The sequence below is a fragment of the Corallococcus exiguus genome (assembly GCF_009909105.1).
GTDB classification, from domain to species: domain Bacteria; phylum Myxococcota; class Myxococcia; order Myxococcales; family Myxococcaceae; genus Corallococcus; species Corallococcus exiguus.
The window spans coordinates 82,606-104,021 of sequence record NZ_JAAAPK010000019.1 but is presented as its reverse complement, the minus strand read 5'-3'; the positions used below and the strand labels follow the sequence as shown (position 1 = coordinate 104,021).

Here is a 21,416-nt window from a genome sequence, read left to right as displayed (position 1 = left end):
CCTCGGACCTCGACTTGGACCGGCTGGGGAGCACGTGCTACCAGCTCCAGGACGCGGCGCGCTGGGAGTCGGGGGAAACCTGCGCGCAGGCGGAGTTCGAGTTGCTGCGGCATGCGGCGCGGGTGGCGGCGCGTCCCGGGCACGTGCTCCTCGTGCAGTCCCTGCAGCGGGCCTTCCTGGGAGGCGCAGCCCAATTGCTGCCGCTCATGGGAGGCGACGCGCTGCGCGAGTGGGCCTTCCGCGTAATGGAAATCCTGCATGAGCGTGACGTGCAAGCACTTCAGCATGAGCTGCCAGCGCTGCTTAAGGCGCGCGATGAGCGCGTGCTGAACGCATTCGCTCCCGCTGCCGCCTCCGCTCCCCAGGAGCAGGCTTCCCCCGAGGCTCCATGCGCTCCTGAGGACCTTCGTGGTTCCTCCGTGCCGGTCGCCCCCCTGGACGATGCTTTGGAGACAGCGGCTTGCGAGGGCGAGCAGAGCCTCGGCCTCCTTGAGACGGCCGTCGAGGACACCGGGGCGTTCGGCGTTGCACTCCGTCCCCATGGCGAGACCGCCGCCTTGGATTCCGACAGCGGGACGCTGCTGACTTCTCCCGCCCCAGAGGATGCGTCCTGTGGACACGATGGAGGGGGCGCCGTGAGGGAGGTGGCGGGTGATGTTTCGCGCGACCTGGCTGACTGGTTGGCCGATGGAGGCGTTTCGTCCGGCGGGAGCGGCCTCCCGTCAACGGATCCACCTACCGGTTCCCTCGGACAATCGCGCGGCTCGGAATGAAAGGCGGGTGGACCGCTTCACGGGACCCTGGGGGGGTGGGGTGGTGGGGACGCCTGCGTCGAGCATTCGCTGGAGCCTTGCTTCCGCGCAGGGTGGGGCAACGCACTTCTGGCTAGAGTTCGCGCCATGGATACCGTGCCCCTCATCGATGTCCGAGCTCTCGTCGACCCCACGTCGAGCCCCCAGGCCCGGAGGGAGGTCGCTGCTCGCATGGGCGCGGCCTGTCGGAACACCGGCTTCTTCTACGTCGTGGGCCATGGCGTGGACGTGGGGCTTCAAACCCGATTGGAGGCTCTGGCTCGGGACTTCTTCGCGCGGCCGGAGGAGGAGAAGCAGCGCGTGCGCATGGCGCTCGGGGGGAGGGCGTGGCGGGGCTTCTTCCCCGTGGGCGGGGAGCTCACGTCGGGCCGGCCGGATCGCAAGGAGGGGTTGTATTTCGGCACGGAGCTGTCGCCGGACGACCCTCGCGTGCGCGCCGGCACTCCGCTGCATGGACCCAACCTGTTCCCCCTTGAGCCGGACGGGCTGGGCGGCGCGGTGCTGGCGTACATGGCGGCGCTGACGTCGCTGGGACACGCGTTGATGTCCGGCATCGCGCTCAGCCTGGACCTGGAGGCGGACTTCTTCGCCGCTCGGTACATGGCGGATCCGACGGTGCTGTTCCGCATCTTCAACTACCCGCCGGGCCCGGAGGCGGATGCGCAAGGTCTGCCGGTGTGGGGCGTGGGCGAGCACACCGACTACGGCGTGCTCACCATCCTCAAGCAGGACGACGCGGGCGGGCTCCAGGTGAAGACGCGCCAGGACGGGCACACGCGGTGGGTGGACGCGCCGCCGGTGGAGGACGCGTTCGTGTGCAACATCGGCGACATGCTCGACCGGATGACGCGCGGTGTGTACCGCTCCACGCCGCATCGGGTGCTCAACCGCGCCGGCCGTGACCGGCTGTCGCTGCCGTTCTTCTTCGACCCCGACTGGACGGCGGAGATCGCGGCCATCGACTCACCCGCTTTGAAGGACGCGGGCGCGGACGACCACGCGGAGCGGTGGGACCGGCAGAGCGTGCACTCTTTCCGGGGCACGTACGGGGCCTACCTGCTCGGAAAGGTGGGGAAGGTGTTCCCCGACCTGCGCGCGGAAGTGCTGTAGCGCTCGCTCAGGACTGTCGGAGGCGCTGGTCGCTGGCACTGTCCTGCAGGGACCGCGGCGCGGTCTCCGCGGCGGCCATGTCGGGCGGCCCCGGGTCCTTCATCGCCAGCACCAGGCACTCCCGCAGGCGCTGGCGCGCGCGGAACAGGAGGATGCGGGCGTTCTCCGGCGAGATCTCCAGCAGCGTGGAGACCTCCTCGCCCGGACACTCGTCCAGGAGCCGGAGGCGGATCACCGCCTGCTGCATCTGCGACAACTGCTGGACACAGCGCACCAGGCTCACCCGCGCCTCCGCCTCCGCCACCAGCGTGTCCGCTGAAGGCAGGTCGGAGGCCACCTCGGACAGTTCGATCTCGGTCGGCAGCGCCCGGCGCGCCAGCTTGCGCCGCTGATTCAACGCGGCGTGGGCCACCAGCGTCGACAGAAGGCGCTCGACCTCGCTGGAGCGGGCCGACAAGGTCGTGGCCTCCGGCATCCGCAGGAAGGTGACGAAGGCGTCCTGGACGCAATCGAGCGCGTCCTCGGGAGGCAGACCCCGGCGCCTCGCGCTCGTCACCAGTCGCGCACGGTGCTGGTGGACGAGCAGGGTGATCCAGGAAAGGAACTGGGCGCGCTCGGTGGCGGCGTCCGGGGAGCTGTCATCAGGCATGGCTCCGCCATCCTAACCCCCTTCGGCGAAAGCCGCCGAAGGGGGAAGGCCGGAAGACCCGGATGACGCATGATGACTTGTGCCGTCGCCTAAGCCGGGCGATGCGCCCCACGCGCGAGCGCGGTCATCAGCTCCTTCTCGTTGAAGCCCAGCGGCGGCAGGGCGGACTGCCTCCCGTAGACGACCTCTCGGGAGGGGGCCAGCAGCACGGTGCCGCTCGGTTGCAGCTTGCCCCAGAAGATCGGCTCCAGGCCCGCTTCCGCGTGCGTGCCCGTCCCGCTGGTCAGCACCGGCACCGGCACCCCCAGCCAGGTGGCCAGCTCCCGCGCCTCCTCGGGCCCATCCGGGATGACCGAGATCACCTTCGCCTGGTTCGCCGCGATGTCGCCCTGGCGCTTCGCCAGCGTCTTCAAGTGGTTGCGGCACACCGGACAGGCGGCGTTGCGGAGGAAGAACACCACCGCCGCCTCGCCGCCCATGGCCTCGCCCAGCCGCGTGGGCTTGCCTGTCCCGTCCCGCAACTCCAGGTCGGGAAAGCGGGCCCCGGGCTCGAAGGTCGCTGTCACGCGTGGATTCCGTCGATGACCGCCGCTGGGACCAGGTCCACGGGCGGGATGTCGATCTCCGTCTGGGCCAGGTGGTTGAGGTAGTTGCCGAAGGTGGTGGCGACGACCTGCGCCAGGATCTCCACCACGTCACCGTCGGTCCAGCCCGCGGCACGCACCGCCGCCAGCTCCGCGTCCGTCACCGCGCCGCGCCGCGCCGCGATCTGACGGGAGAACTGGAGCGCCGCCTCCACCTTGGCGTCCGGCGCCTTGCCGGAGCGCGCCTGATCCAGCTCCTGATCAGAGAGGCCCGTCTTGCGGCCCAGCTGGGTGTGGTGCGAGACGCAGTAGCGGCAGCCCTGCGCGTTGCCCACCGCGAGCGCGATCTGCTCGCGGACGCGCGGCGTCAGCTGCCCCTGGCCCAGCGTCCCGTGCAGCGCGAAGAAGGCGCTCATCGCCGCGGGCGAATTGGCAAGCACCCGGACCGGCGGAGGCAGGTTGGCGCCCAGCTTCTCCTTGATGGGTTTGAGCGTGGCGTGCGAAGCGTCGACAAGGTTCAGACGGGACATTGAGAACTCCTGAGGCCGCATGATTGCGGCTTGCCAGTCATTAAGGTCGCGACCCCAGGCCGGCGTTACGCCGGACCTGTCGATTCTTCTCCGGGAATCGTAAGTCCACGAAATCACGTGTGATTTATGGAGAAATAATCATACATAAAATCCCCATAAATCAGGCGCGAAGTGCGCAAGGGAAAATTGAAATGGATGTGATTCTTTGTTGAAACGGATTTCTCGCGGTGGCATTGTCAACTGAATCCAACATTCCATTTTTGGGGAGGGTGAGTCTTGGGGCGACTGAGGATTCATACGATTGAGAGCGCGCCGGAGCAGTCCCGTCCGGTGCTGGCCGCGGTGGAGAAGTCCGCCGGTTTCCGTTCGAACCTGCTGGGGCTCATCGCGGAGTCGCCCGGCGTGACGCAGGCCTTCGCGCAGATGGGGCCGCTGCTGGCCCAGTCCTCCCTGGGCGCCGTGGAGCGCGAGGTGGTCATCATGACCATCGGCTGGGAGAACGACTGTTCGTACTGCATGGCCTTCCACAGCTTCTTGTGTCGCAAGCTCCAGGTTCCGGATGCGCTCGTGGCCGCGCTCCGGTCGGGGACGACGCTGCCGGATCCACGGCTGGAGCTGCTCGCGGAGTTCACCCGGACGGTGGTCCGTGAGAAGGGGACCGTGGGAGACGACCTCTGGAGCCGGTTCACGGCCCAGGGCTTCACGAGCGCCAACGCGCTCGACGTCATCCTGGCCCTCTCCCAGCAGGTGCTGGTGAACTACGCGAACCACCTGGGCGGCGTGGAGCTGGAGCCGGCGCTGAAGGAATTCGCGTGGACCCGCCCGTCCGGGGCGGCGGCGCGCCAGGCGTAGTGCTCGGAGGCCCCGGGCCAGGTCCCAGGGCTTCCTCCCAGACATCCGATGTTTCGCGCCCAGGCCCTTCGCGCTGGCGCGCGAGTCCGCGTTCGCGGTGACGGTCTTGTCGTGTCTTGAGTGGCTTCAGGCGCGGGTGGGGTCTGCCTTGCGCTGACGTGGAAACCGGGCCCTTGGGGAAGGGCTGACAGGGGGAAATGCCATGGGTGCGCCGACGATCTCTGATCCTGTGACGGACGCGTCCGTGCTGTCCGCGCTCAGGTCACACCTGCTGGAGGCATTGGCGCGCCGCAACGGCCTGTCGCCAGAGCAGATCGACTCCCGCCGGCCCTTCAGCCACTACGGGCTGGACTCGCTGGGTGCGGTGGCGCTCGGCCGGGCGCTGTCGGAGCTGGCGGGACGCGACGTGTCTCCCACGGTCTTCTGGCGCCACCCCAGCGTGGACGCGCTCTTGCGGCACCTGTCCACGGGTGACGCGGACGCCACGGCTCACGTGGAGGCCGCCGGGCCTTCCGTGGCCCGCGACGAGCCGATCGCGGTGGTGGGCATGGCCTGCCGCCTTCCGGGCGCGGCGGACCTCACCGCGTTCTGGGAGCTGCTGCGCACCGGGCGCGACGCGGTGTCGGAGGTCCCCTCCGGGCGCTGGGCGGACGGGCGGCTGCAGCAGGCGGATCGCGGCGGGGGCAGCGCGCCGGTGCCGCGCCGCGCCGGGTTCCTGCCAGACATCGCGGGGTTCGATCCGCTGTTCTTCGGCATCTCCCCGCGCGAGGCGGCGGAGATGGATCCGCAGCAGCGCCTGTTCCTGGAGCTGGCGTGGGAGGCGCTCGAGGACGCGGGCATCGTCCCGCGCGAGCTGCACGCGACGGCGACGGGCGTGTTCGTCGGCGCCATCTGGCGTGACTACGCGGAGCTGGGCGGCGCGGAGCCGGGGCGCATCACGCCGCACACGGCCACCGGGCAGGCGCTCAACATGATCGCCAACCGGCTGTCGTACGTGCTGGGCCTCCAGGGGCCCAGCCTCGTCCTCGACACGGCGTGCTCGTCGTCACTGGTGGCGGTCCACCTGGCCTGCCAGAGCCTGTGGGCGGGGGAGAGCACCACGGCCATCGTCGGCGGCGTCAGCGTGATGGCCTCGCCGCACACCATGGTGGCGCTGTCCCGCTTCGGTGGCCTGTCGCCGGACGGCGTGTGCAAGGCCTTCGACGCGAGCGCGGACGGCTTCGGGCGCGGAGAGGGCGGGGGCGTGGTGGTCCTCAAGCCACTCTCCGCCGCGCTCGCCGCTGGCGACACCATCCGCTGCGTCATCCGCGCCACGGGCAGCAACAACGATGGGCCGAGCAACGGCCTCACGGCGCCCAACCCGGAGGCCCAGGAGAAGCTGCTGCGGCGGGTCCACGCGCGCTCGGGCGTGGCGCCCGGCGCGGTGGGCTACGTGGAGACACACGGCACGGGGACGGCGCTGGGAGACCCCATTGAAGCGGGCGCGCTCGGGGCCGTGTTCGCGAAGGCGCGCGGGGCGGGCCCGCCGCTGGTCATTGGCTCGGTGAAGACCAACATCGGCCACCTGGAGGGGGCCGCGGGCATCGCCGGCTTCCTCAAGGCCTGCCTGTGCGTCGAGCAGCGCACGGTGGTGCCCAGCCTCCACTTCACGCGGCCCAACCCGCTCATCCCCTTCGAGGAACTCCGGCTGGAGGTCTCGCGTGAGACCCGCGCGTGGCCGGTGCCGGACGGGTTGGCCGTGGCGGGGGTCAGCGCGTTCGGCTGGGGCGGCACCAACGCCCACGTCGTGCTCCAGGAGGCCCCGCCGTCGCGGCTCACCTGGGTGGGGCTGGCGGCGTCCGGAGCCGAGGCCCTGAAGGACGAGGCCCGCCGCGCGCTCGACGCCCTGCGGGCCGGGGTGCCGCTCGACGCGCTCCACGCGGTGCTGGCGCCGGAGGCTTCCGGCCCGGAGCGGCTCACCGTGTGCGTGCGCACCCGGGGCGAGCTGGTGGCGCGCTTGAGCGGGTTCCTGGACGGCGTGGCGGGGACGGTGACGCTGGGGACGGCGCCTGGCCGGCCTCCGAAGGTGGCCTTCGTCTGCGCTCCGCAGGGCGGCCAGTGGGTGGGCATGGGCCGGCGCATGCTGCTCACGGAGGACGCCTTCCGCGCGGCCTTCGAGCGCGTGGACGCGGCCCTGGCGGTCCACTCCGGCCAGTCGCTCCGGGAGGAGCTGTTCAAGGCGGAGGGCATTGCCCGCTACGACGACGTGGACGTGGTGCAGCCGCTCCTCTTCGCGTTCCAGGTGGCCCTGGCGGAGCAGTGGCGCGCCTGGGGCATCACCCCGGACGTCGTCGTGGGGCACAGCCTGGGGGAGATCGCCGCCGCGCACATCGCGGGCATCCTCGACCTGGAGGAGGCGGCGCTCGTCATCCACCACTACAGCCGCCTGCAGAAGCTGCTGGCGGACCGGGGCGGCATGGCCGTGGTCAACCTGCCGCCCGACGCGCTGACCGGGCTCCTGGAGGCCACGGGTGGGGCGGTGGTGCTGGCCGGCCACAATGGTCCCCGGTCCACCGTGCTGTCCGGAGACCCGGCCGCGCTCGATGCGCTCCTCGCGGAGCTCAAGCGCCGCAAGGAGCTGTGCGCGCGGATCCGCGTGAACGTCGCCGCGCACAGCCCGCAGATCGACGAGATCCTCCCGGAGCTGGAGACGGTGCTCGCCGGGCTCCGTCCGAAGCCCGCGCGCCTGCCGATGATCTCCACCGCGCTGCGGCGGCGGGTGGAGGGGCCGGAGGTGGACGGGCGCTACTTCGGCCAGAACCTGCGCACGCCGGTGTGGCTTGCCCCGGTGCTCGCGTCGCTGGTGGCCGACGGCGTGGACGCGCTGGTGGAGCTCAGCCCGCACCCCGTGCTGGTGGGAGCCCTGCAGCAGGCCGCCGAGGGCCGGCAGCCGCCCCCTGTCGTCCTGCCGTCCACCACGCGGGACGAGGACGAGCGGCTGGCCCTGTACGAAGCGCGCGCCACGCTGTTCCGTCTGGGATGCGCGGGGGCGGCTGCCCCCGTCGCCCGCGACTCGCTGGTGCCGCTGTCCGCCCATACCCCGCAGGCGCTCCGGGAGCTGGCGGCGCGCGTGGCCGGGACGCTTCGCCACGCGCCCTGGACGCAGGTGGAGGACGTCGCCGCCACGGCCGCGCTGCGCCGGACGCACCACGCGGAGCGGCTGGCGGTGGTCGCGCGCGGAGGGGAGGACCTGGCCCAGGCGCTGGACGCGTTCGCCCGGGGCGAGCCCCATGAGCGGCTGGTGACTCCGGCGCTCGCGAAGGCGCCCTCGGTGGTGTTCGTCTTCCCGGGGCAGGGCTCGCAGTGGCACGGAATGGCCCGGCAGCTCTTGCGCGACGAGCCGGCCTTCCGCGCGGAGCTCGGGCGGTGCGACGCCGCCATCCACGCGCTCACCGGCTGGTCCGTGCTGGAGGAGCTGGAGGCGTCCGAGGCCGCGTCGCGGATGGCCCGGGTGGACGTGGTGCAGCCGGTGCTCTTCGCCGTGGAGGTGGCGTTGGCCGCGCTCTGGCGCTCGTGGGGCGTGCGGCCGAAGGCGGTCATCGGCCACAGCATGGGCGAGGTCGCGGCGGCGTATGTCGCGGGCGCGCTGAACCTGGCGGACGCCGCGCGGATCATCTGCCGCCGCAGTCAGCTGCTCCGCCGGGTGAGCGGGCAGGGCGCGATGCTCGCCGCGGAGCTGACGCTGGACGAGGCCCGGGAGGTCCTGCGCGGCCACGAGGCGCAGGTCGCCGTGGCCGTGAGCAACAGCTCCCGCTCCACCGTGCTGTCGGGCCAGCCACAGGCGCTGGAGGTCATCTCCCAGGCGCTCCAGGCCCGCGGCGTCTTCTGGCGCTGGGTCAAGGTGGATGTCGCCTCCCACAGCCCGCAGATGGACGCGCTGAAGGGCGAGCTGCTGGAGGTGCTGGCGGGCGTGCAGCCCTCGCCGTCGGCGGTGCCCATCCACTCCACGGTCCTGGACGCGGTGACGGACGGCCGCGACTTCGACGCGGGCTACTGGGTGCGCAACCTGCGCGACCCCGTCCTCTTCGCCTCGGCGGTCCGGCGCGCGCGCGAGGCGGGACACGACGTCTTCATCGAGATGAGCCCGCATCCCATCCTGCTGCCCGCCGTGGAGCAGGAGCTGGCGGACGTGGATCAGCCGGGCGAGGTGCTGCCGTCGCTGCGGCGCAACGAGTCCGAGCGCGAGACGCTGCTGCGCTCCGTGGCGGCGCTCTACACGCGAGGCCTGGAGCCTGTCTGGAGCGCCGTCACCCGCGCGGGGCGCCCCGGCGTGCCGCTGCCTTCCTACCCCTGGCAGCGCGAGCGCTTCTGGCTGGAAGCGGCGCCCGCGGTCCGTGCCCCCGTCGCCGCCAGCCGTCCGAGCGTTGAGGGGCTCCTGGGCAGCCACTTCCCGTCCGCCTTGGAGCCGCGGCTGCACCACTGGCAGGCCGAGTGGGGCGCGGACGTGTCCGGCTTCCTCGCCGACCACCGCGTGGGCGGTGACGCCGTGGTTCCCGGCGCCGTCTTCCTGTCCATGGCGCTGGGGGCCGCGAAGGAGGCGTTGGGGGCCGCGCCCGTGGCGCTGAGGGACATCGCCTTCCCGCAGCCGCTGATATTGGGCTCCGAGCCCGCGCCGCGCGTGCAGACCGTGCTCTCCGTGCGCGACGCGCAGCGCGAGCTCCAGGTGTTCTCCCAGGGCGAGGGCCGCACGTGGGTGCCCCACGCTCGGGCCCTGGTGGACACGGGGCCCGCGGCGGCGGTGGGCCGGGAGCGGGCGCAGGAGGCGCTGGCGCTCCGGGACTCGCTGCGTGGCTCCGCGGCGATGCTGCTGGACTCCGTGCGGTACTACGAACTGCTGGCGGGCTGCGGGCTGGAGTACCGCGCCGCCTTCCGTGGCGTGGACTGCGTCTGGTCCCGCGAGGCGCAGGCGCTGGGGCGCATCCTTCCGCCCGCGGCCTCCGTGGACCCGGAGCTGGCCCATGTGGCCTGCATCGACTCCGCGCTCCAGCTCTCCATCGCCACGCTGCCGCCCAGCCTCGTGTTCCGGGGCCGGCAGCTCATCAGCGTCGGGGTGGACGGCTTCGCGGTCCACCGCCTCCCTGAGGGGGCCTTCCACGTCCACGCGCAGCGCCGTCCGGGCGGTGAGGGCCCGGTGTTCCTGGTGGACGTGGTGGCGTTCACCGACGCGGGCGAGCCCCTGTTCCACGTCGACGGGCTGAAGGTCCGCGTGCTCGACGTGGCTCGGCCCGCCGTCGCCCGGAATGACGAGGCCCGCCCGGCCGCCGCTCCGTCCCGGACGCTGTTCGACGAGCTGGGCGCGCTGGAGCCCTCGCGGCGGCGGGCCCGCGCCGAGGACGAGCTGCGGCAGGTGGTGGCCACGGTGCTCAAGCTGGCCCCGGCGCGCGTCCCCGTGGACCAGCCGCTGCGCACCCTGGGCATGGACTCCGTCATGTCGCTGGAGCTGCGCAACCGCATCGAGGCGCGCACCGGCATCCGGCTCTCCGCCACCGCGCTCTGGAATCACCCCACGGTGGAGGCGCTGACGGGGTTCGTCCTGAGCCAGGCCTCGTCCGCGCCAGCGGCCCGGTCCGCTCCGGCGCGCGTCGTCCCGCCAGCGCCCGTGCCCGCCGCACCCGCCGTTCCCGCCGACGCGGCATTGCCTTCCGACCTGGAGCTCGAGCGGCTGTTGGAGGCCGAGCTCGTCCAGGTCCACCAGCTCATCAAGGAGTCCTGACCATGACGGCCCCACTGCCCACCGCGAATGATCCCACGCTGCTCAAGCGCAGCCTCGACGCGCTGAAGGACCTCCGGGCCCGGTTCGAGGCCCTGGAGTCCCGGGGCCGGGAGCCCATCGCCATCATCGGCCTGGGGTGCCGCATCCCGGGGGGCGGGGAGACTCCGGAGACCCTCTGGAAGATGCTGCGCGGCAAGGTGGACGCCGTCAGCGAGGTGCCCGCGGACCGCTGGGACCTGTCGCGCTACTACGACGCGGACGTGGCCACACCGGGGCGGATGCACATGCGCTACGGCGCGTTCCTGGACGCGCCCGACCGCTTCGACCCTTACTTCTTCGGCATCTCGCCCCGTGAAGCGGAGCAGATGGATCCGCAGCAGCGCCTCTTCCTGGAGGTGGCGTGGCACGCGCTGGAGGACGCGGGCCTGAGCGCGAAGGCGCTCGCGGGCACGGACACCGGCGTCTTCGTGGGCGCCAATGGGAACGACTACCTCCAGCTCCAGCTCTCCGAGCCGCAGGTGCTGGGCACGTACTCGCTGGTGGGTGGCACCAACTGCATCATCCCCAACCGGCTCTCGTACCTGCTGGACCTGCGCGGGCCGAGCATGGCCTTCGACACGGCCTGCTCCTCGTCGCTCGTCGCGGTCCACCAGGCCTGCCAGAGCCTGCGCCACGGGGAGAGCTCCACCGCCATCGTGGGCGGGCTCAACCTGCTGCTGTCGCCCGTGGTGTCGGTGGCGCACTCCAAGGGCCTGCCGCTGGCGGCGGATGGGCGCTGCAAGACGTTCGACTCGCGCGCGGATGGCTACGTCCGCGGCGAGGGCTGCGGCGTCGTGGTGCTCAAGCGCCTGTCGGACGCGATCGCGGCCGGGGATCCGGTGTGGGCCGTCATCCACGGCTCGGCCGTCAACCAGGACGGACTCAGCAACGGCCTCACGGCTCCCAACGGTGGGGCCCAGCGCGCCGTCATCCGCAAGGCGCTGGAGCGCGCGCGGCTCACCGGCTCGGAGGTGGGGCTCGTCGAGGCGCACGGGACGGGCACGTCGTTGGGCGACCCCATCGAGGTGGAGGCCCTCTCCGAAATCTACGGCGCCGCGGAGGGCGAGCGGCGGCCCTGCGCGCTCGGCTCCATCAAGACGAACATCGGGCACCTGGAGGCGGGCGCCGGCATCGTCGGCATCCTCAAGGTCGCGCTGTCGCTCAAGCACGGCGTCATCCCGGCGAACCTGCACTTCCAGGCGCTCAACCCGCACATCTCGCTGGATGGCACGCGCCTCTACGTGCCCACGGAGTCGACGCCGTGGACGGATCCGGCGGAGCGCCGCTACGGCGCGGTCAGCTCGTTCGGCGCGGGCGGCACCAACGCGCACGTCGTGCTGGGCACCCTGGAGTCCGCGCGCCCGGAGGCCGCAGCACGGCCCTCCGTGTCTGGCGCGGAGCGAGCCCACCTGCTGGTGCTCTCCGCCCGCAGCCGCAAGGCGCTGTCGAACGTGGCCCGGCGTCTGGCGGACCACCTGACGAGCGGCGCCGGCCAGCATGAAACGCTGGAGGACGTCTGCGCCACGGCCGCGCTGCGCAGGACGCACCACGACCACCGGGTGGGGCTCGTCGTCCGCACCCGCGAGGAGGCCCTCCAGCAGCTGCGCGCGCTCCAGCAGGACGTCCGGCCTCCGGGCGCATGGACGGGCACCGCCGGAAGGCCGGGACGCCCGGTGTTCCTCTTCCCCGCGGAGCCCCGGTTGTCAGGGGCCCGGCTCGCGGCGCTGGGCCGCGACTGTCCGGTGTTCGCCCAGGCCCTGGAGCGCTGTCGCGGCGCGCTCCAGTTGGGGCAGGGCGCGGACGGGGTGGGTGAGCACTTCGCAGTGCAGGTGGCGCTCGCCGAGCTGTGGCGCTCGTGGGGCGTCGAGCCGGGCGCGGTGCTCGGGCAGGGAGTGGGGGAGATCGCCGCGGCCCACGTCGCGGGAGCGCTGTCGCTGGAGGACGCCGCTCGCGTCGCCCGTGAGTGCGGCGCCCTGCTGGCGAAGGGAGACGCGGCGGCCGGAGCGCTGAGCGCGGCGCTGGCGGGACTGATGCCCCGGCCCACGGCGGTGCCCCTGTACTCGGAGGACGGGACGGTGCTGGACGGCGAGTCCCTGGGCGCCGGCGCCTGGACGCGGTGCCTGCGCCGTCCCGCGCAGGTGTTGCCGGGCATCGAGGAGTCGCTGCGCGCGGGCCACGTGCTCTTCGTGGAGCTGGGCGCGGAGCCGGTGCTGACCGCGCCGGTGGAGGAGGCCGCCGCGCGCCAGGGACTGACGGACGTGCTGGCGGTGTCCTGTCTCCGTGGGAGCCAGGATGCGCTGGGGGCGATGCTGACGTCCGTGGCGGCGCTCCACGCGGCGGGTCTGGGCCTGCTCCTGGAGCGGCTGCTCGCGCCCCACGGGCACTTCCTCCGCCTGCCGACCTATCCCTTCGAGCGCGAGTCCTTCTGGTTCAAGGAGCGGCCCGTCACGATGCTCGCGTCGGTGCGCTCCACCAGCCTGGAGCTGCCCCGCGCGGCGGTGCGTGACACGCCCCCGGAACCCGTCCGCCGCCCTGCTGAAGTTCGCGCCCCGGCCTCGCCGCAGCTGGCTGGCTGGGCGGAGCTGCCGGAGCGCGAGCGCGCCACGAAGCTGCGGAGCCTGGTGCACGCGGAGGTGGCGCGCATCCTGAAGTTCGACGCCGCCCGGCTCGACCCCAAGGGTGGCTTCTTCCAGATGGGCATGGACTCCGTGATGGCCGGACAGCTGCGCAACCGGCTGGAGCAGCAGCTGGGGCGCAAGTTCGCCGTGACCGTCATCTTCGAGAACCCCACCGTGGAGCGGCTGTCCCGGCAGCTGGGCACGTTCGTCACGCCACCCCCGGCACCCGCCACCCCGCCGCGTGAGCCGCAGCCCCTGGCGTCCCAGGGCCTGTCCCCGGCGACGGGAGGCGGCACTGACAGCATCGCCGACCTGCTGGCGCGGGAACTCGAAGAGACCTCCTCCATCTCCAGCAAGGACCACCTGTCATGAGCACCCCGCCGGTTTCCACCGAAGCGTCCAACCGCGACGAACTGCTCCAGCGTGCCCTGGAGCGCATCCGTGAGTTCCGCGGGAAGCTCGACGCCGTCGAGTCCCAGCGCTCGGAGCCCATCGCCGTGGTCGGCATGTCCTGCCGCCTGCCGGGCGGCAATGACGACCCCTCCACGCTGTGGCGCTTCCTGCGCTCCGGAGGCGACGGCATCCGCACCTTCCCCCAGGAGCGCGGCGCCGCGGCGACCCCGGACGGACAGCTCTTCAAGGGCGGGTTCCTGGAGCATGTCGACCGGTTCGACGCGGGCGTGTTCGGTATCTCCCCGCGCGAGGCCGCGACGTTGGATCCCCAGCAGCGCCTGTTCCTGGAGGTGAGCTGGGAGGCCCTGGAGAACGCGGCGCAGCCCTTCGACAAGCTCGAGGGGAGCATGGCCGGCGTGTTCGTGGGCATCACCAACTACGACTATTGCCAGAAGCTGATGCAGGAGACGCCCATTGATCAGCTGGACGCCTACTGCCTCACCAGCAACGCGTCCACGTTCGCGGCCGGGCGCCTGTCGTACTGGCTGGGCCTGCGCGGTCCCAGCCTGTCCGTGGACACGGCCTGTTCATCTTCCGCCGTCGCCCTGCACCAGGCATGTCAAAGCTTGCGCGCGGGGGAGTGTTCGCTAGCACTGGCAGGCGGCGTCAACGTGCTGCTGTCACCGGAGTGGTTCGTGGTGCTGTCGCGCGCGGGCATGCTGTCGCCGGACGGCTACTGCAAGACGTTCGACCGCGACGCCAACGGCTACACCCGCGGCGAGGGCTGTGTCGTCTTCGTGCTCAAGCGCCTGTCGGACGCGGTGGCGGCGAAGGACCACATCCACGCGCTGATCCGCGGCTCGTGCGTCAACCAGGACGGCCGCAGCGGCGGGCTCACGGTGCCCAACCCCGCGGCGCAGCAGGACGTCATCCGCGGTGCGCTCAAGGCCGCGCGCGTGGGGGCGGACCGCGTCAGCTATGTGGAGACGCATGGCACGGGGACGCCGCTCGGCGACCCGATAGAGGTTCGCGCGCTGGGCGCGGCGCTGGGCGAGGGTCGCGCGGAAGGCGACCGCATCCACATCGGGTCCATCAAGGCCAACATCGGGCACCTGGAGCCGGCGGCGGGGGCCGCGGGCCTCATGAAGGTCATCCTCGCGCTCCAGAACGAGGAGCTGCCGCCCCAGGTCCAGTTCCGGGAGCTGAACCCGGAGATCGACCTGGAGGCGCTGCCGGTGGCCATCTCCACCCGGCCGGAGGCGTGGCCGCGCGCGGAGCGTCCGCGCATCGCGGGGGTGAGCTCGTTCGGCGCGAGCGGCACCAACGCCCACCTGGTGGTGGAGGAGGCCCCGGCCGTGGTGCGCCCGGCGCGGGCCTTCGAGCCCGGCACGCAGCTCTTCACCCTGTCCGCGCGCAGTCCGGCGGTGCTGGCGCGGCTGGCGGGCCGGCACGCGTTGCACCTGGCGGCGAAGCGCGACCTGCTCCTGGAAGACGTGTGCTTCAGCGTGAACACCGGCCGGGCCCGGTTCGCGGAGCGCGTGGCGCTGCCCGTGGATGACCTGGAGTCGCTCCAGCACGCGCTGTCCGCCATCGCGGCGGGGGAGCTGCCGGCGGGTGCGTCCCTGGGCCGCGCGCAGGTGGGGCAGGGGCCGAAGGTGGCCTTCCTCTTCACCGGCCAGGGCAGCCAGTTCCCGGGCATGGCGGTGGAGCTGCACGCCTCGCAGCCGGTGTTCCGGCAGGCGTTGGACCGCTGCGCGGAGGCGCTGAAGTCCCACTGGGACGTGCCGCTGCTCACGCTCCTGCGCGGGGAGGGCTTCACGGCGGGGCTGTTGGATCAGACCCGCTACACCCAGGCCGCACTCTTCTCCGTGGAGTACGCGCTCGCCATGCTCTGGCGCAGCTGGGGCGTCGTCCCCTCGGCGGTGCTGGGCCACAGCGTGGGTGAGTACGTCGCGGCCTGCGTCGCGGGCGTCTTCGAGCCCGACGCCGCCGTGGCGCTGCTCGCCGTGCGCGGCGCGCTCATGCAGGCGCTCCCGGCAGCGGGCGCGATGGCGTCCGTCTTCGCCAGCGAGGCCCAGGTGCGAGCGGCGTTGGAGGGGAAGGCCGACCGCGTGTCCGTGGCCGCGGTGAACGCGCCGGACAACATCGTCATCTCCGGCCAGGTGGACGCCGTGGAGCAGGTGCTCCAGGCGTTGATGGCGCAGGGCCACAAGCACAAGCGCATCAACGTCTCGCAGGCGTTCCACTCGCCGCTGCTGGATCCGATGCTGGACGCGCTGGAGCAGGCCGCGTCCGGGCTCACGTTCCATGAGCCGTCCCTCCCGCTCATCTCCAATCTGACGGGCCGGCCCGTGGACGCCGGCACGCTGGGGCCGCGCTACTTCCGCGACCACGCCCGCGAGGCCGTGCGCTTCCAGGCCAGCATGGAGTGGCTGTTCGAGAACGGCTTCGACACCTTCGTGGAGGTGGGCCCCGCGCCCCACCTCATCGGCATGGTGAAGCGCTACGCGCCCGCGGGGGACCGCGCCTTCCTGCCCTCGATGCGCAAGGGGCTGTCCGCCCAGCGCTCCATGCTGGAGAGCGCTGGAGCCCTGTACACGCGCGGCGCCGACCTGGAGTGGGACCACCTGCACGCGGGCCTCGAGCCGCGGCGGGTCCCGCTGCCGACGTACACCTTCGACCGGAAGCGGTACTGGTACGCCGCCCCCGCGCCCGGTGCGGCGGCCCGGTCCTCGGCACCGGTGCGGGAGGAGACCGCCTCGACGACGCTGCTGGGGAACCGGCTGCCGTCGCCGCTGCCCGCGGCCCAGTTCCGCGTGCGGTACGACGCGGCCCAGCACCCGTGTCTGGCGGACTGCCGGATGGGCGGGATGCGGGTGGTGAACGTGGGCGTCTTCCTGGAGGCCGCGCTTCAGTCCTGGCACGCGCTGACGCCGGGAGCCGGAGCCTGCCGTGTGGAGGGCCTGTCGGTCCGGCGCGGGCTCCTCATGGACGACGACGAGACGCGCGTCGCGCACCTGGTGGTGGAGCCACTGGACGCGAAGGGTGAGCGTGGCTTCGCGCTCCACAGCCTGCCGCCGGGGGCCTCGGAGGACTCCAGCGCCTGGGCGGTGCACGTGGAGGGACGGCTCGCGGAGGCCCAGGAGGAGAAGGGCCTGGAGTCCGCGGACGCCATCCTCGCGCGGTGCACGCGGACGCTGGACGGCGCGGAGTTCTACGCGCGCATGGAGAAGCGCCAGCTGGTGCTCGGGCACTCGGCGCGATGGATTGAGCAGGTCCGCTTCCGCGAGGGCGAGGCGCTCGCGACGATGCGCGCGCCCGACGCGAAGGAGGCGGAGGGCTACCGCGTCCACCCGGGCCTGGTGGACGCGCTCTTCCAGGCGGTCTTCGCGTGCCTGCCGGGCAACGTGCCCGAGGACGCCATCTACATGATCGTCGAGGTCGCCCGCTTCGTCGTCGGTCCCGCCACCCCGGCGACCGCGACCCGGGCCCACGTGCGGCTGCGCCCCTGGAAAGACGGGGACACGACGATTGTCGCGGACGTGGACGTGGCGGACGCGCAGGGCCGCGTCTTCCTGCGCGCTGAAGGAGCGCTGCTCAAGCGCACGACGGTCCAGGCGCTCCAGAAGGTGACGCGCGCGGAAGTATCGCCGACGGCGAGCGCCGCCCGTCCCGCTTCGTCGGGCCTGAGGGATGTGCTCGCGCGCCTGCCGGTGGCGCAGCGCACGCCCCGGCTCGTGGAGTGGCTGCGCGCTCAGGTCGCCGTCATCCTGCGCGCGTCCGCCGCGGACGTGGACGTGGACGCGCCACTGGCGCACGCGGGCTTCGACTCGCTGATGGCGTTGGAACTCAAGAGCGCGGTCGCCAACGAGCTGAACGTGGCGTTGTCGCTCGGCGGGCTCCTGGCGGGCGCGAGCCTCAAGGCCCTTTGCTCGGAGATCCTCGGTCAGCTGTCGCTGGAGGCGCCTCCCGCGAGCAGCGCGGCGGAGCCAGCGCGGACCGCGAGCGCGGAGCCGGCCCCGGTGGAGGTGCTCGTGCATGACGGGGAAGGGCGCCACCAGCCCTTCGGCATGACGGACCTCCAGCAGGCGTACCTGCTGGGCCGCACCCGCTCCTTCGAACTGGGCGGCGTGTCCACCTACTTCTTCCTGGAGGTGGACCTGCTGGGCGTGGACCTGGAGCGGCTGGGCTCGAGCCTGGACGTCGTCATCCAGCGCCACGACATGCTGCGCGCGGTGGTGACGCCGGACGGGCAGCAGCGGGTGCTGTCCACGGTGCCTTCCTTCGTCATCCGCACGGTGGACCTGCGGGGCCAGGACGCGTCCCAGGTCGAGCGCGCGCTCGCGGCGCTGCGCACGGAGATGGCCACCCAGGTCTTCCAGACGGACCGCTTCCCGCTGTTCGACGTCCGGGCCACGCGGCTGGATGGTGAGCGCACGCGGCTGCACCTGGGCTTCGACGCCCTGGTGGTGGACGCGTGGAGCACGTCGCTGCTCTTCAAGGAATGGTCCGCCGTGTACCGCGAGGGCGCCGGTGCGCTGCGGCCCATCGACATCACCTTCCGCGACTATGTGCTGGGCGTGCAGGCGCTTGAGTCTGGCCCCGCGTACGCCGCCGCGGAGAAGTACTGGCTCGACCGCGTCCCCAAGCTGCCGCCCGCGCCGGAGCTCCCCATGGCCCGCCACCCGGGCACGCTGGAGTTGCCGCGCTTCACGCACCGCTCGTTCCGGCTGCCCAAGGCGCAGTGGGCGCGCTTCAAGGAGCTGGCGCGCGAGGCGGGCGTCACGCCCTCCATGGTGATGTGCGCGGCCTACTCCGAGGTGCTGGCCACCTGGGGCCGCAGCCGCGCCTTCACGCTCAACGTGCTGTTCTTCAACCGCGTGCCGCTGCACCCGCATGTGGACCGGGTGCTCGGCAACTTCAGCGCCACCACGCTGCTGGAGGTGCAGGTGGAGCGCGCGGAGTCCATCTCCTCGCGGGCGCAGCGGCTCCAGCAGCAGCTGTGGAACGACCTGGACCACGCGTCGTTCAGCGGCGTGCGCGTGCTGCGTGAACTCAACCGGCGAGACGGCGACATGCGGCGCGCCCGCATGCCCGTCGTCTACGCGAGCACCATCAACTTCCACTCGCGCGAAGGCGACGCCGCTCCGGCCGGCCTGGCCCAGCACCTGCTCACCATGGGCACGGGCGGCGAGGAGATCCACAGCAGCATCCGCACGCCCCAGGTGTTCCTGGACCACCAGGTGGTGGAGGACGGCGGTGGACTCGTCCTCAACTGGGACGTGGTGGAGGAGCTGTTCCCGGCGGGGATGATCGACGCCATGTTCCAGGCCTACTCGGGCCTGGTGACGCGGCTGGCTGCGGAGCCCGCCGCATGGACGGAGCGCACCCGGCTGCTGGTGCCTCCGGAGCAGCTGGACGTCCGCCGGGAGGCCAACGCGACGGCCGCGCCCGTGGCGCAGGGCCTGATGCACGAGCCGTTCGTGAGGGCCGCCGCCCTCCAGCCGGACCGGCCCGCGGTCATCACCTCGCGCCGCACGCTCACCTATGGGGAGCTGGACGCCGCCTCCAACCGCGTCGCGCACTGGCTGCGCGAGCAGGGGGCCCGGCCCAACGCGCTCGTGGCCCTGGTGATGGAGAAGGGCTGGGAGCAGGTCGTCGCCGCGCTGGGCGTCCTCAAGTCCGGCGCCGCGTATGTGCCCATTGACTCGCACCTGCCTCCGGCGCGCCTGCGCTACCTCCTGGAGAACACGGGAGCCCGGCAGGTGCTCACCCAGTCCTGGCTCAAGCTGGAGCTGGCGGGCGTGGACCCCAGCGCGGTGCTGGCCATCGACGGGTCGGAGGCGCAGCGGCCGTCCGCGGACGCGCTGCCGAGCGTGCAGCGTCCGGACGACCTGGCCTACGTCATCTACACGTCCGGCTCCACGGGGCACCCCAAGGGCGTGATGATTGAACACCGGTCGGCGCTCAACACGCTGCTGGACGTCAACACGCGCTACGGCGTCGGCGCGGACAGCCGGGGCTTCGCGCTGTCCGCGATGAACTTCGACCTGTCGGTGTGGGACGTCTTCGGCCTGCTGGCCGCGGGTGGCGCGCTGGTCATCCCGGAGCCCGGCGAGCTGCGCGAGCCCGGCCGCTGGCTGCACCTGGTGCGCGAGCACCGCGTGACGGTGTGGAACAGCGTCCCGGCGCTGATGGAGATGATGGCCGACCACCTGGCGGGCCTGGGCGAGGCGTGGCCCCAGCTGAAGACGGTGATGATGAGCGGTGACTGGATTCCTGTGTCGCTGCCGGAGCGCATCCACGCCGTGGCGCCGAATGCCGCCGTCTACAGCATGGGCGGCGCCACCGAGGCGGCCATCTGGTCCATCGTGTACCCCATTGGCGACGTGGACCCCGCTTGGCCCAGCATCCCCTACGGCAAGGCGATGCTGAACCAGCAGATGTTGGTGCTCGACGACGCGCTGATGCCGTGCCCCACCTGGGTGCCGGGGCAGATCTTCATCGGCGGCGTGGGCGTCGCGCGCGGCTACTGGCGGGACGAGGAGAAGACCCGCGGAAGCTTCATCCGCCACCCGCTGACGGGCGAGCGGCTGTACCGCACGGGAGACCTGGGCCGCTTCCTGCCGTCCGGCGACATCGAGTTCCTGGGCCGCGAGGACTTCCAGGTCAAGGTCCAGGGCTTCCGTATCGAGCTGGGCGAGATTGAAAACGCGCTGCTCCAGCACCCGGGCGTGCGCGCCGCCGTCGCGTCCGCCGTGGGAGAGAAGCGGGGCAACAAGCGGCTCGTGGCCTACGTGGTGCTGGACGCGGAGGCGCCCCCGGCGCTGGACGCGCTGCGCGACGCGCTGCGGACGAAGCTGCCGGAGTACATGGTGCCGCAGACCTTCGTGACGCTGGACTCGCTGCCGCTCAGCGCGAACGGGAAGGTGGACCGCGGCGCGCTGCCGGCCCTGGAGGGCACGCAGCAGCCGAAGCAGACCGGCGTCAAGGTGCCGCCGCGCACCGAGCTGGAGAAGACGCTGGCCGGCCTCTGGGAAGGGCTCTTGCCGGGACCCGTGGGCGTCCACGACAACTTCTTCGAGGTGGGCGGCAACTCGCTGCTCGCGGTGCGGCTGATGGCGCGGCTGCGTCAGGAGCTGGGCCGGGAGCTGCCGCTGGCGACCCTCTTCGAGATGCCCACCATCGCGCTGCTCGCCGAGTCCCTGGCCGGGCCGGAGGCGCCGCGTCGCGAGGGGCGTGGCGCGCTGGTGCCCATCCAGCCTTCGGGCACGCGGCCTCCGCTCTTCCTCGTGCACCCGGTGGGAGGCAGCGTCCTCTGCTACGCGGAGCTGGCGCGGAAGCTGGGGACGGATCAGCCCGTCTTCGGGATCCAGGTGCCGCCCGGCGCGCCGGCCCGGTCCATCGAGGCCATGGCCGCCGCGTATCTGGAGGCGCTGCGCGACGTGCAGCCGCGCGGTCCGTATCACCTGGGCGGGTGGTCCATGGGCGGCGTCGTCGCCTACGAGATGGCGCGCCAGCTCCAGGCGGCGGGGGACACCGTCTCCACGCTCGCGCTCATCGACGTGCTCGTCCCGCCAGCGGGGCAGGGCGGGGACGTCATGGACGAGGCGGCGCTGATGGCGCGCTTCGCCGAGGACCTGGGCGCCCTGTCGGCCCGCCGCGTCTCGGTGGATGCCGGCGCGCTGCGGGCCCTGCCCGCGGACGCGGTGCTGGAGCGCGTGGTGGAGGACCTGCGGGCGCAGGAGGCCATCGCTCCGGAGCTCGACCGCGCGACGCTGGGGGCGCACGCGGAGGTGTTCAAGGCGAACATGCGCGCCCTCACCGCGTACCAGGCCCGGCCCTACGCCGGCCGCGTCTGGTTCTGCCGGGGCGCGCAGCCCGGAGGCGCCTCGCGGCAGAACGCGGAGGCGTGGCTGCGGCTCACCTCGGGCGGCCAGCTCGTGGAGCTGGAAGGCAATCACTACACCCTGTTCAGCCACGGGCTCGACGCGCTCGTGGGCTCGCTGTCGTCCGCCCTGCGCGCCTGAGCCAGGGCTTCTGCTTCGTTCATCTCGTTTCGTTCACAAGGAGTGCA

9 protein-coding genes are annotated in these 21,416 nt (G+C 72.4%); 5 read left to right on the top strand and 4 right to left on the bottom strand.

Translation table 11 applies throughout. The annotated features are described in order from the left end of the window. Positions 1 to 542, bottom strand: a 542-nt coding sequence (locus GTZ93_RS43355) for a hypothetical protein (protein WP_222595370.1), incomplete at its 3' end; no start/stop codon positions are given. Positions 543 to 899: 357 nt separating this feature from the next. Between GTZ93_RS43355 and GTZ93_RS41275 the strand changes: the two genes are divergently transcribed. Further along, positions 900 to 1,922, top strand: a complete 1,023-nt coding sequence (locus GTZ93_RS41275; protein ID WP_161663354.1) for an isopenicillin N synthase family dioxygenase — start codon at positions 900 to 902, stop codon at positions 1,920 to 1,922. A 7-nt stretch (positions 1,923 to 1,929) separates the two neighbouring features. On the opposite strand, the gene GTZ93_RS41270 is transcribed toward GTZ93_RS41275, so the two are convergent. The 3 genes from GTZ93_RS41270 to GTZ93_RS41260 all read right to left on the bottom strand — a co-directional run bounded on the left by GTZ93_RS41270 (position 1,930) and on the right by GTZ93_RS41260 (position 3,685). Beyond that, entirely contained in the window at positions 1,930 to 2,571 is a 642-nt protein-coding gene (locus GTZ93_RS41270; RefSeq protein WP_120577151.1) for an RNA polymerase sigma factor, read from the bottom strand. 89 nt (positions 2,572 to 2,660) lie between these two features. Then, on the bottom strand, positions 2,661 to 3,137 hold the full coding sequence (locus GTZ93_RS41265) for a redoxin domain-containing protein (RefSeq protein WP_139921768.1): 477 nt from the start codon (positions 3,135 to 3,137) through the stop codon (positions 2,661 to 2,663). After that, complete coding sequence (locus tag GTZ93_RS41260; protein WP_120553475.1) at positions 3,134 to 3,685, bottom strand: carboxymuconolactone decarboxylase family protein; 552 nt, start codon at positions 3,683 to 3,685, stop codon at positions 3,134 to 3,136. Before GTZ93_RS41260 ends, GTZ93_RS41265 begins: the two co-directional genes overlap by 4 nt. A 276-nt stretch (positions 3,686 to 3,961) precedes the next feature. Here GTZ93_RS41260 and GTZ93_RS41255 point away from each other — a divergent pair, with 276 nt between their 5' ends. The 4 genes from GTZ93_RS41255 to GTZ93_RS41240 all read left to right on the top strand — a co-directional run bounded on the left by GTZ93_RS41255 (position 3,962) and on the right by GTZ93_RS41240 (position 21,369). After that, positions 3,962 to 4,537 (top strand): carboxymuconolactone decarboxylase family protein, encoded by a 576-nt coding sequence (locus GTZ93_RS41255; protein ID WP_126933717.1) that lies wholly within the window; start codon positions 3,962 to 3,964, stop codon positions 4,535 to 4,537. 202 nt (positions 4,538 to 4,739) lie between these two features. Further along, positions 4,740 to 10,289 (top strand): type I polyketide synthase, encoded by a 5,550-nt coding sequence (locus tag GTZ93_RS41250; protein ID WP_139921766.1) that lies wholly within the window; start codon positions 4,740 to 4,742, stop codon positions 10,287 to 10,289. A gap of 2 nt (positions 10,290 to 10,291) precedes the next feature. After that, entirely contained in the window at positions 10,292 to 13,318 is a 3,027-nt protein-coding gene (locus GTZ93_RS41245) for a type I polyketide synthase (protein WP_161663353.1), read from the top strand. Then, a complete protein-coding gene (locus GTZ93_RS41240) occupies positions 13,315 to 21,369 on the top strand; it encodes a non-ribosomal peptide synthetase/type I polyketide synthase (RefSeq protein ID WP_139916371.1) in 8,055 nt (2,684 codons plus the stop codon). Before GTZ93_RS41245 ends, GTZ93_RS41240 begins: the two co-directional genes overlap by 4 nt. Positions 21,370 to 21,416: the final 47 nt, after the last annotated feature.

Coding starts and splice junctions, on each gene's coding strand:
- GTZ93_RS41275 (WP_161663354.1), top strand. CDS start 900: ATGGATACCGTGCCCCTCATCGATGTCCGAGCTCTCGTCGACCCCACG.
- GTZ93_RS41270 (WP_120577151.1), bottom strand. CDS start 2,571: ATGCCTGATGACAGCTCCCCGGACGCCGCCACCGAGCGCGCCCAGTTC.
- GTZ93_RS41260 (WP_120553475.1), bottom strand. CDS start 3,685: ATGTCCCGTCTGAACCTTGTCGACGCTTCGCACGCCACGCTCAAACCC.
- GTZ93_RS41250 (WP_139921766.1), top strand. CDS start 4,740: ATGGGTGCGCCGACGATCTCTGATCCTGTGACGGACGCGTCCGTGCTG.
- GTZ93_RS41245 (WP_161663353.1), top strand. CDS start 10,292: ATGACGGCCCCACTGCCCACCGCGAATGATCCCACGCTGCTCAAGCGC.
- GTZ93_RS41240 (WP_139916371.1), top strand. CDS start 13,315: ATGAGCACCCCGCCGGTTTCCACCGAAGCGTCCAACCGCGACGAACTG.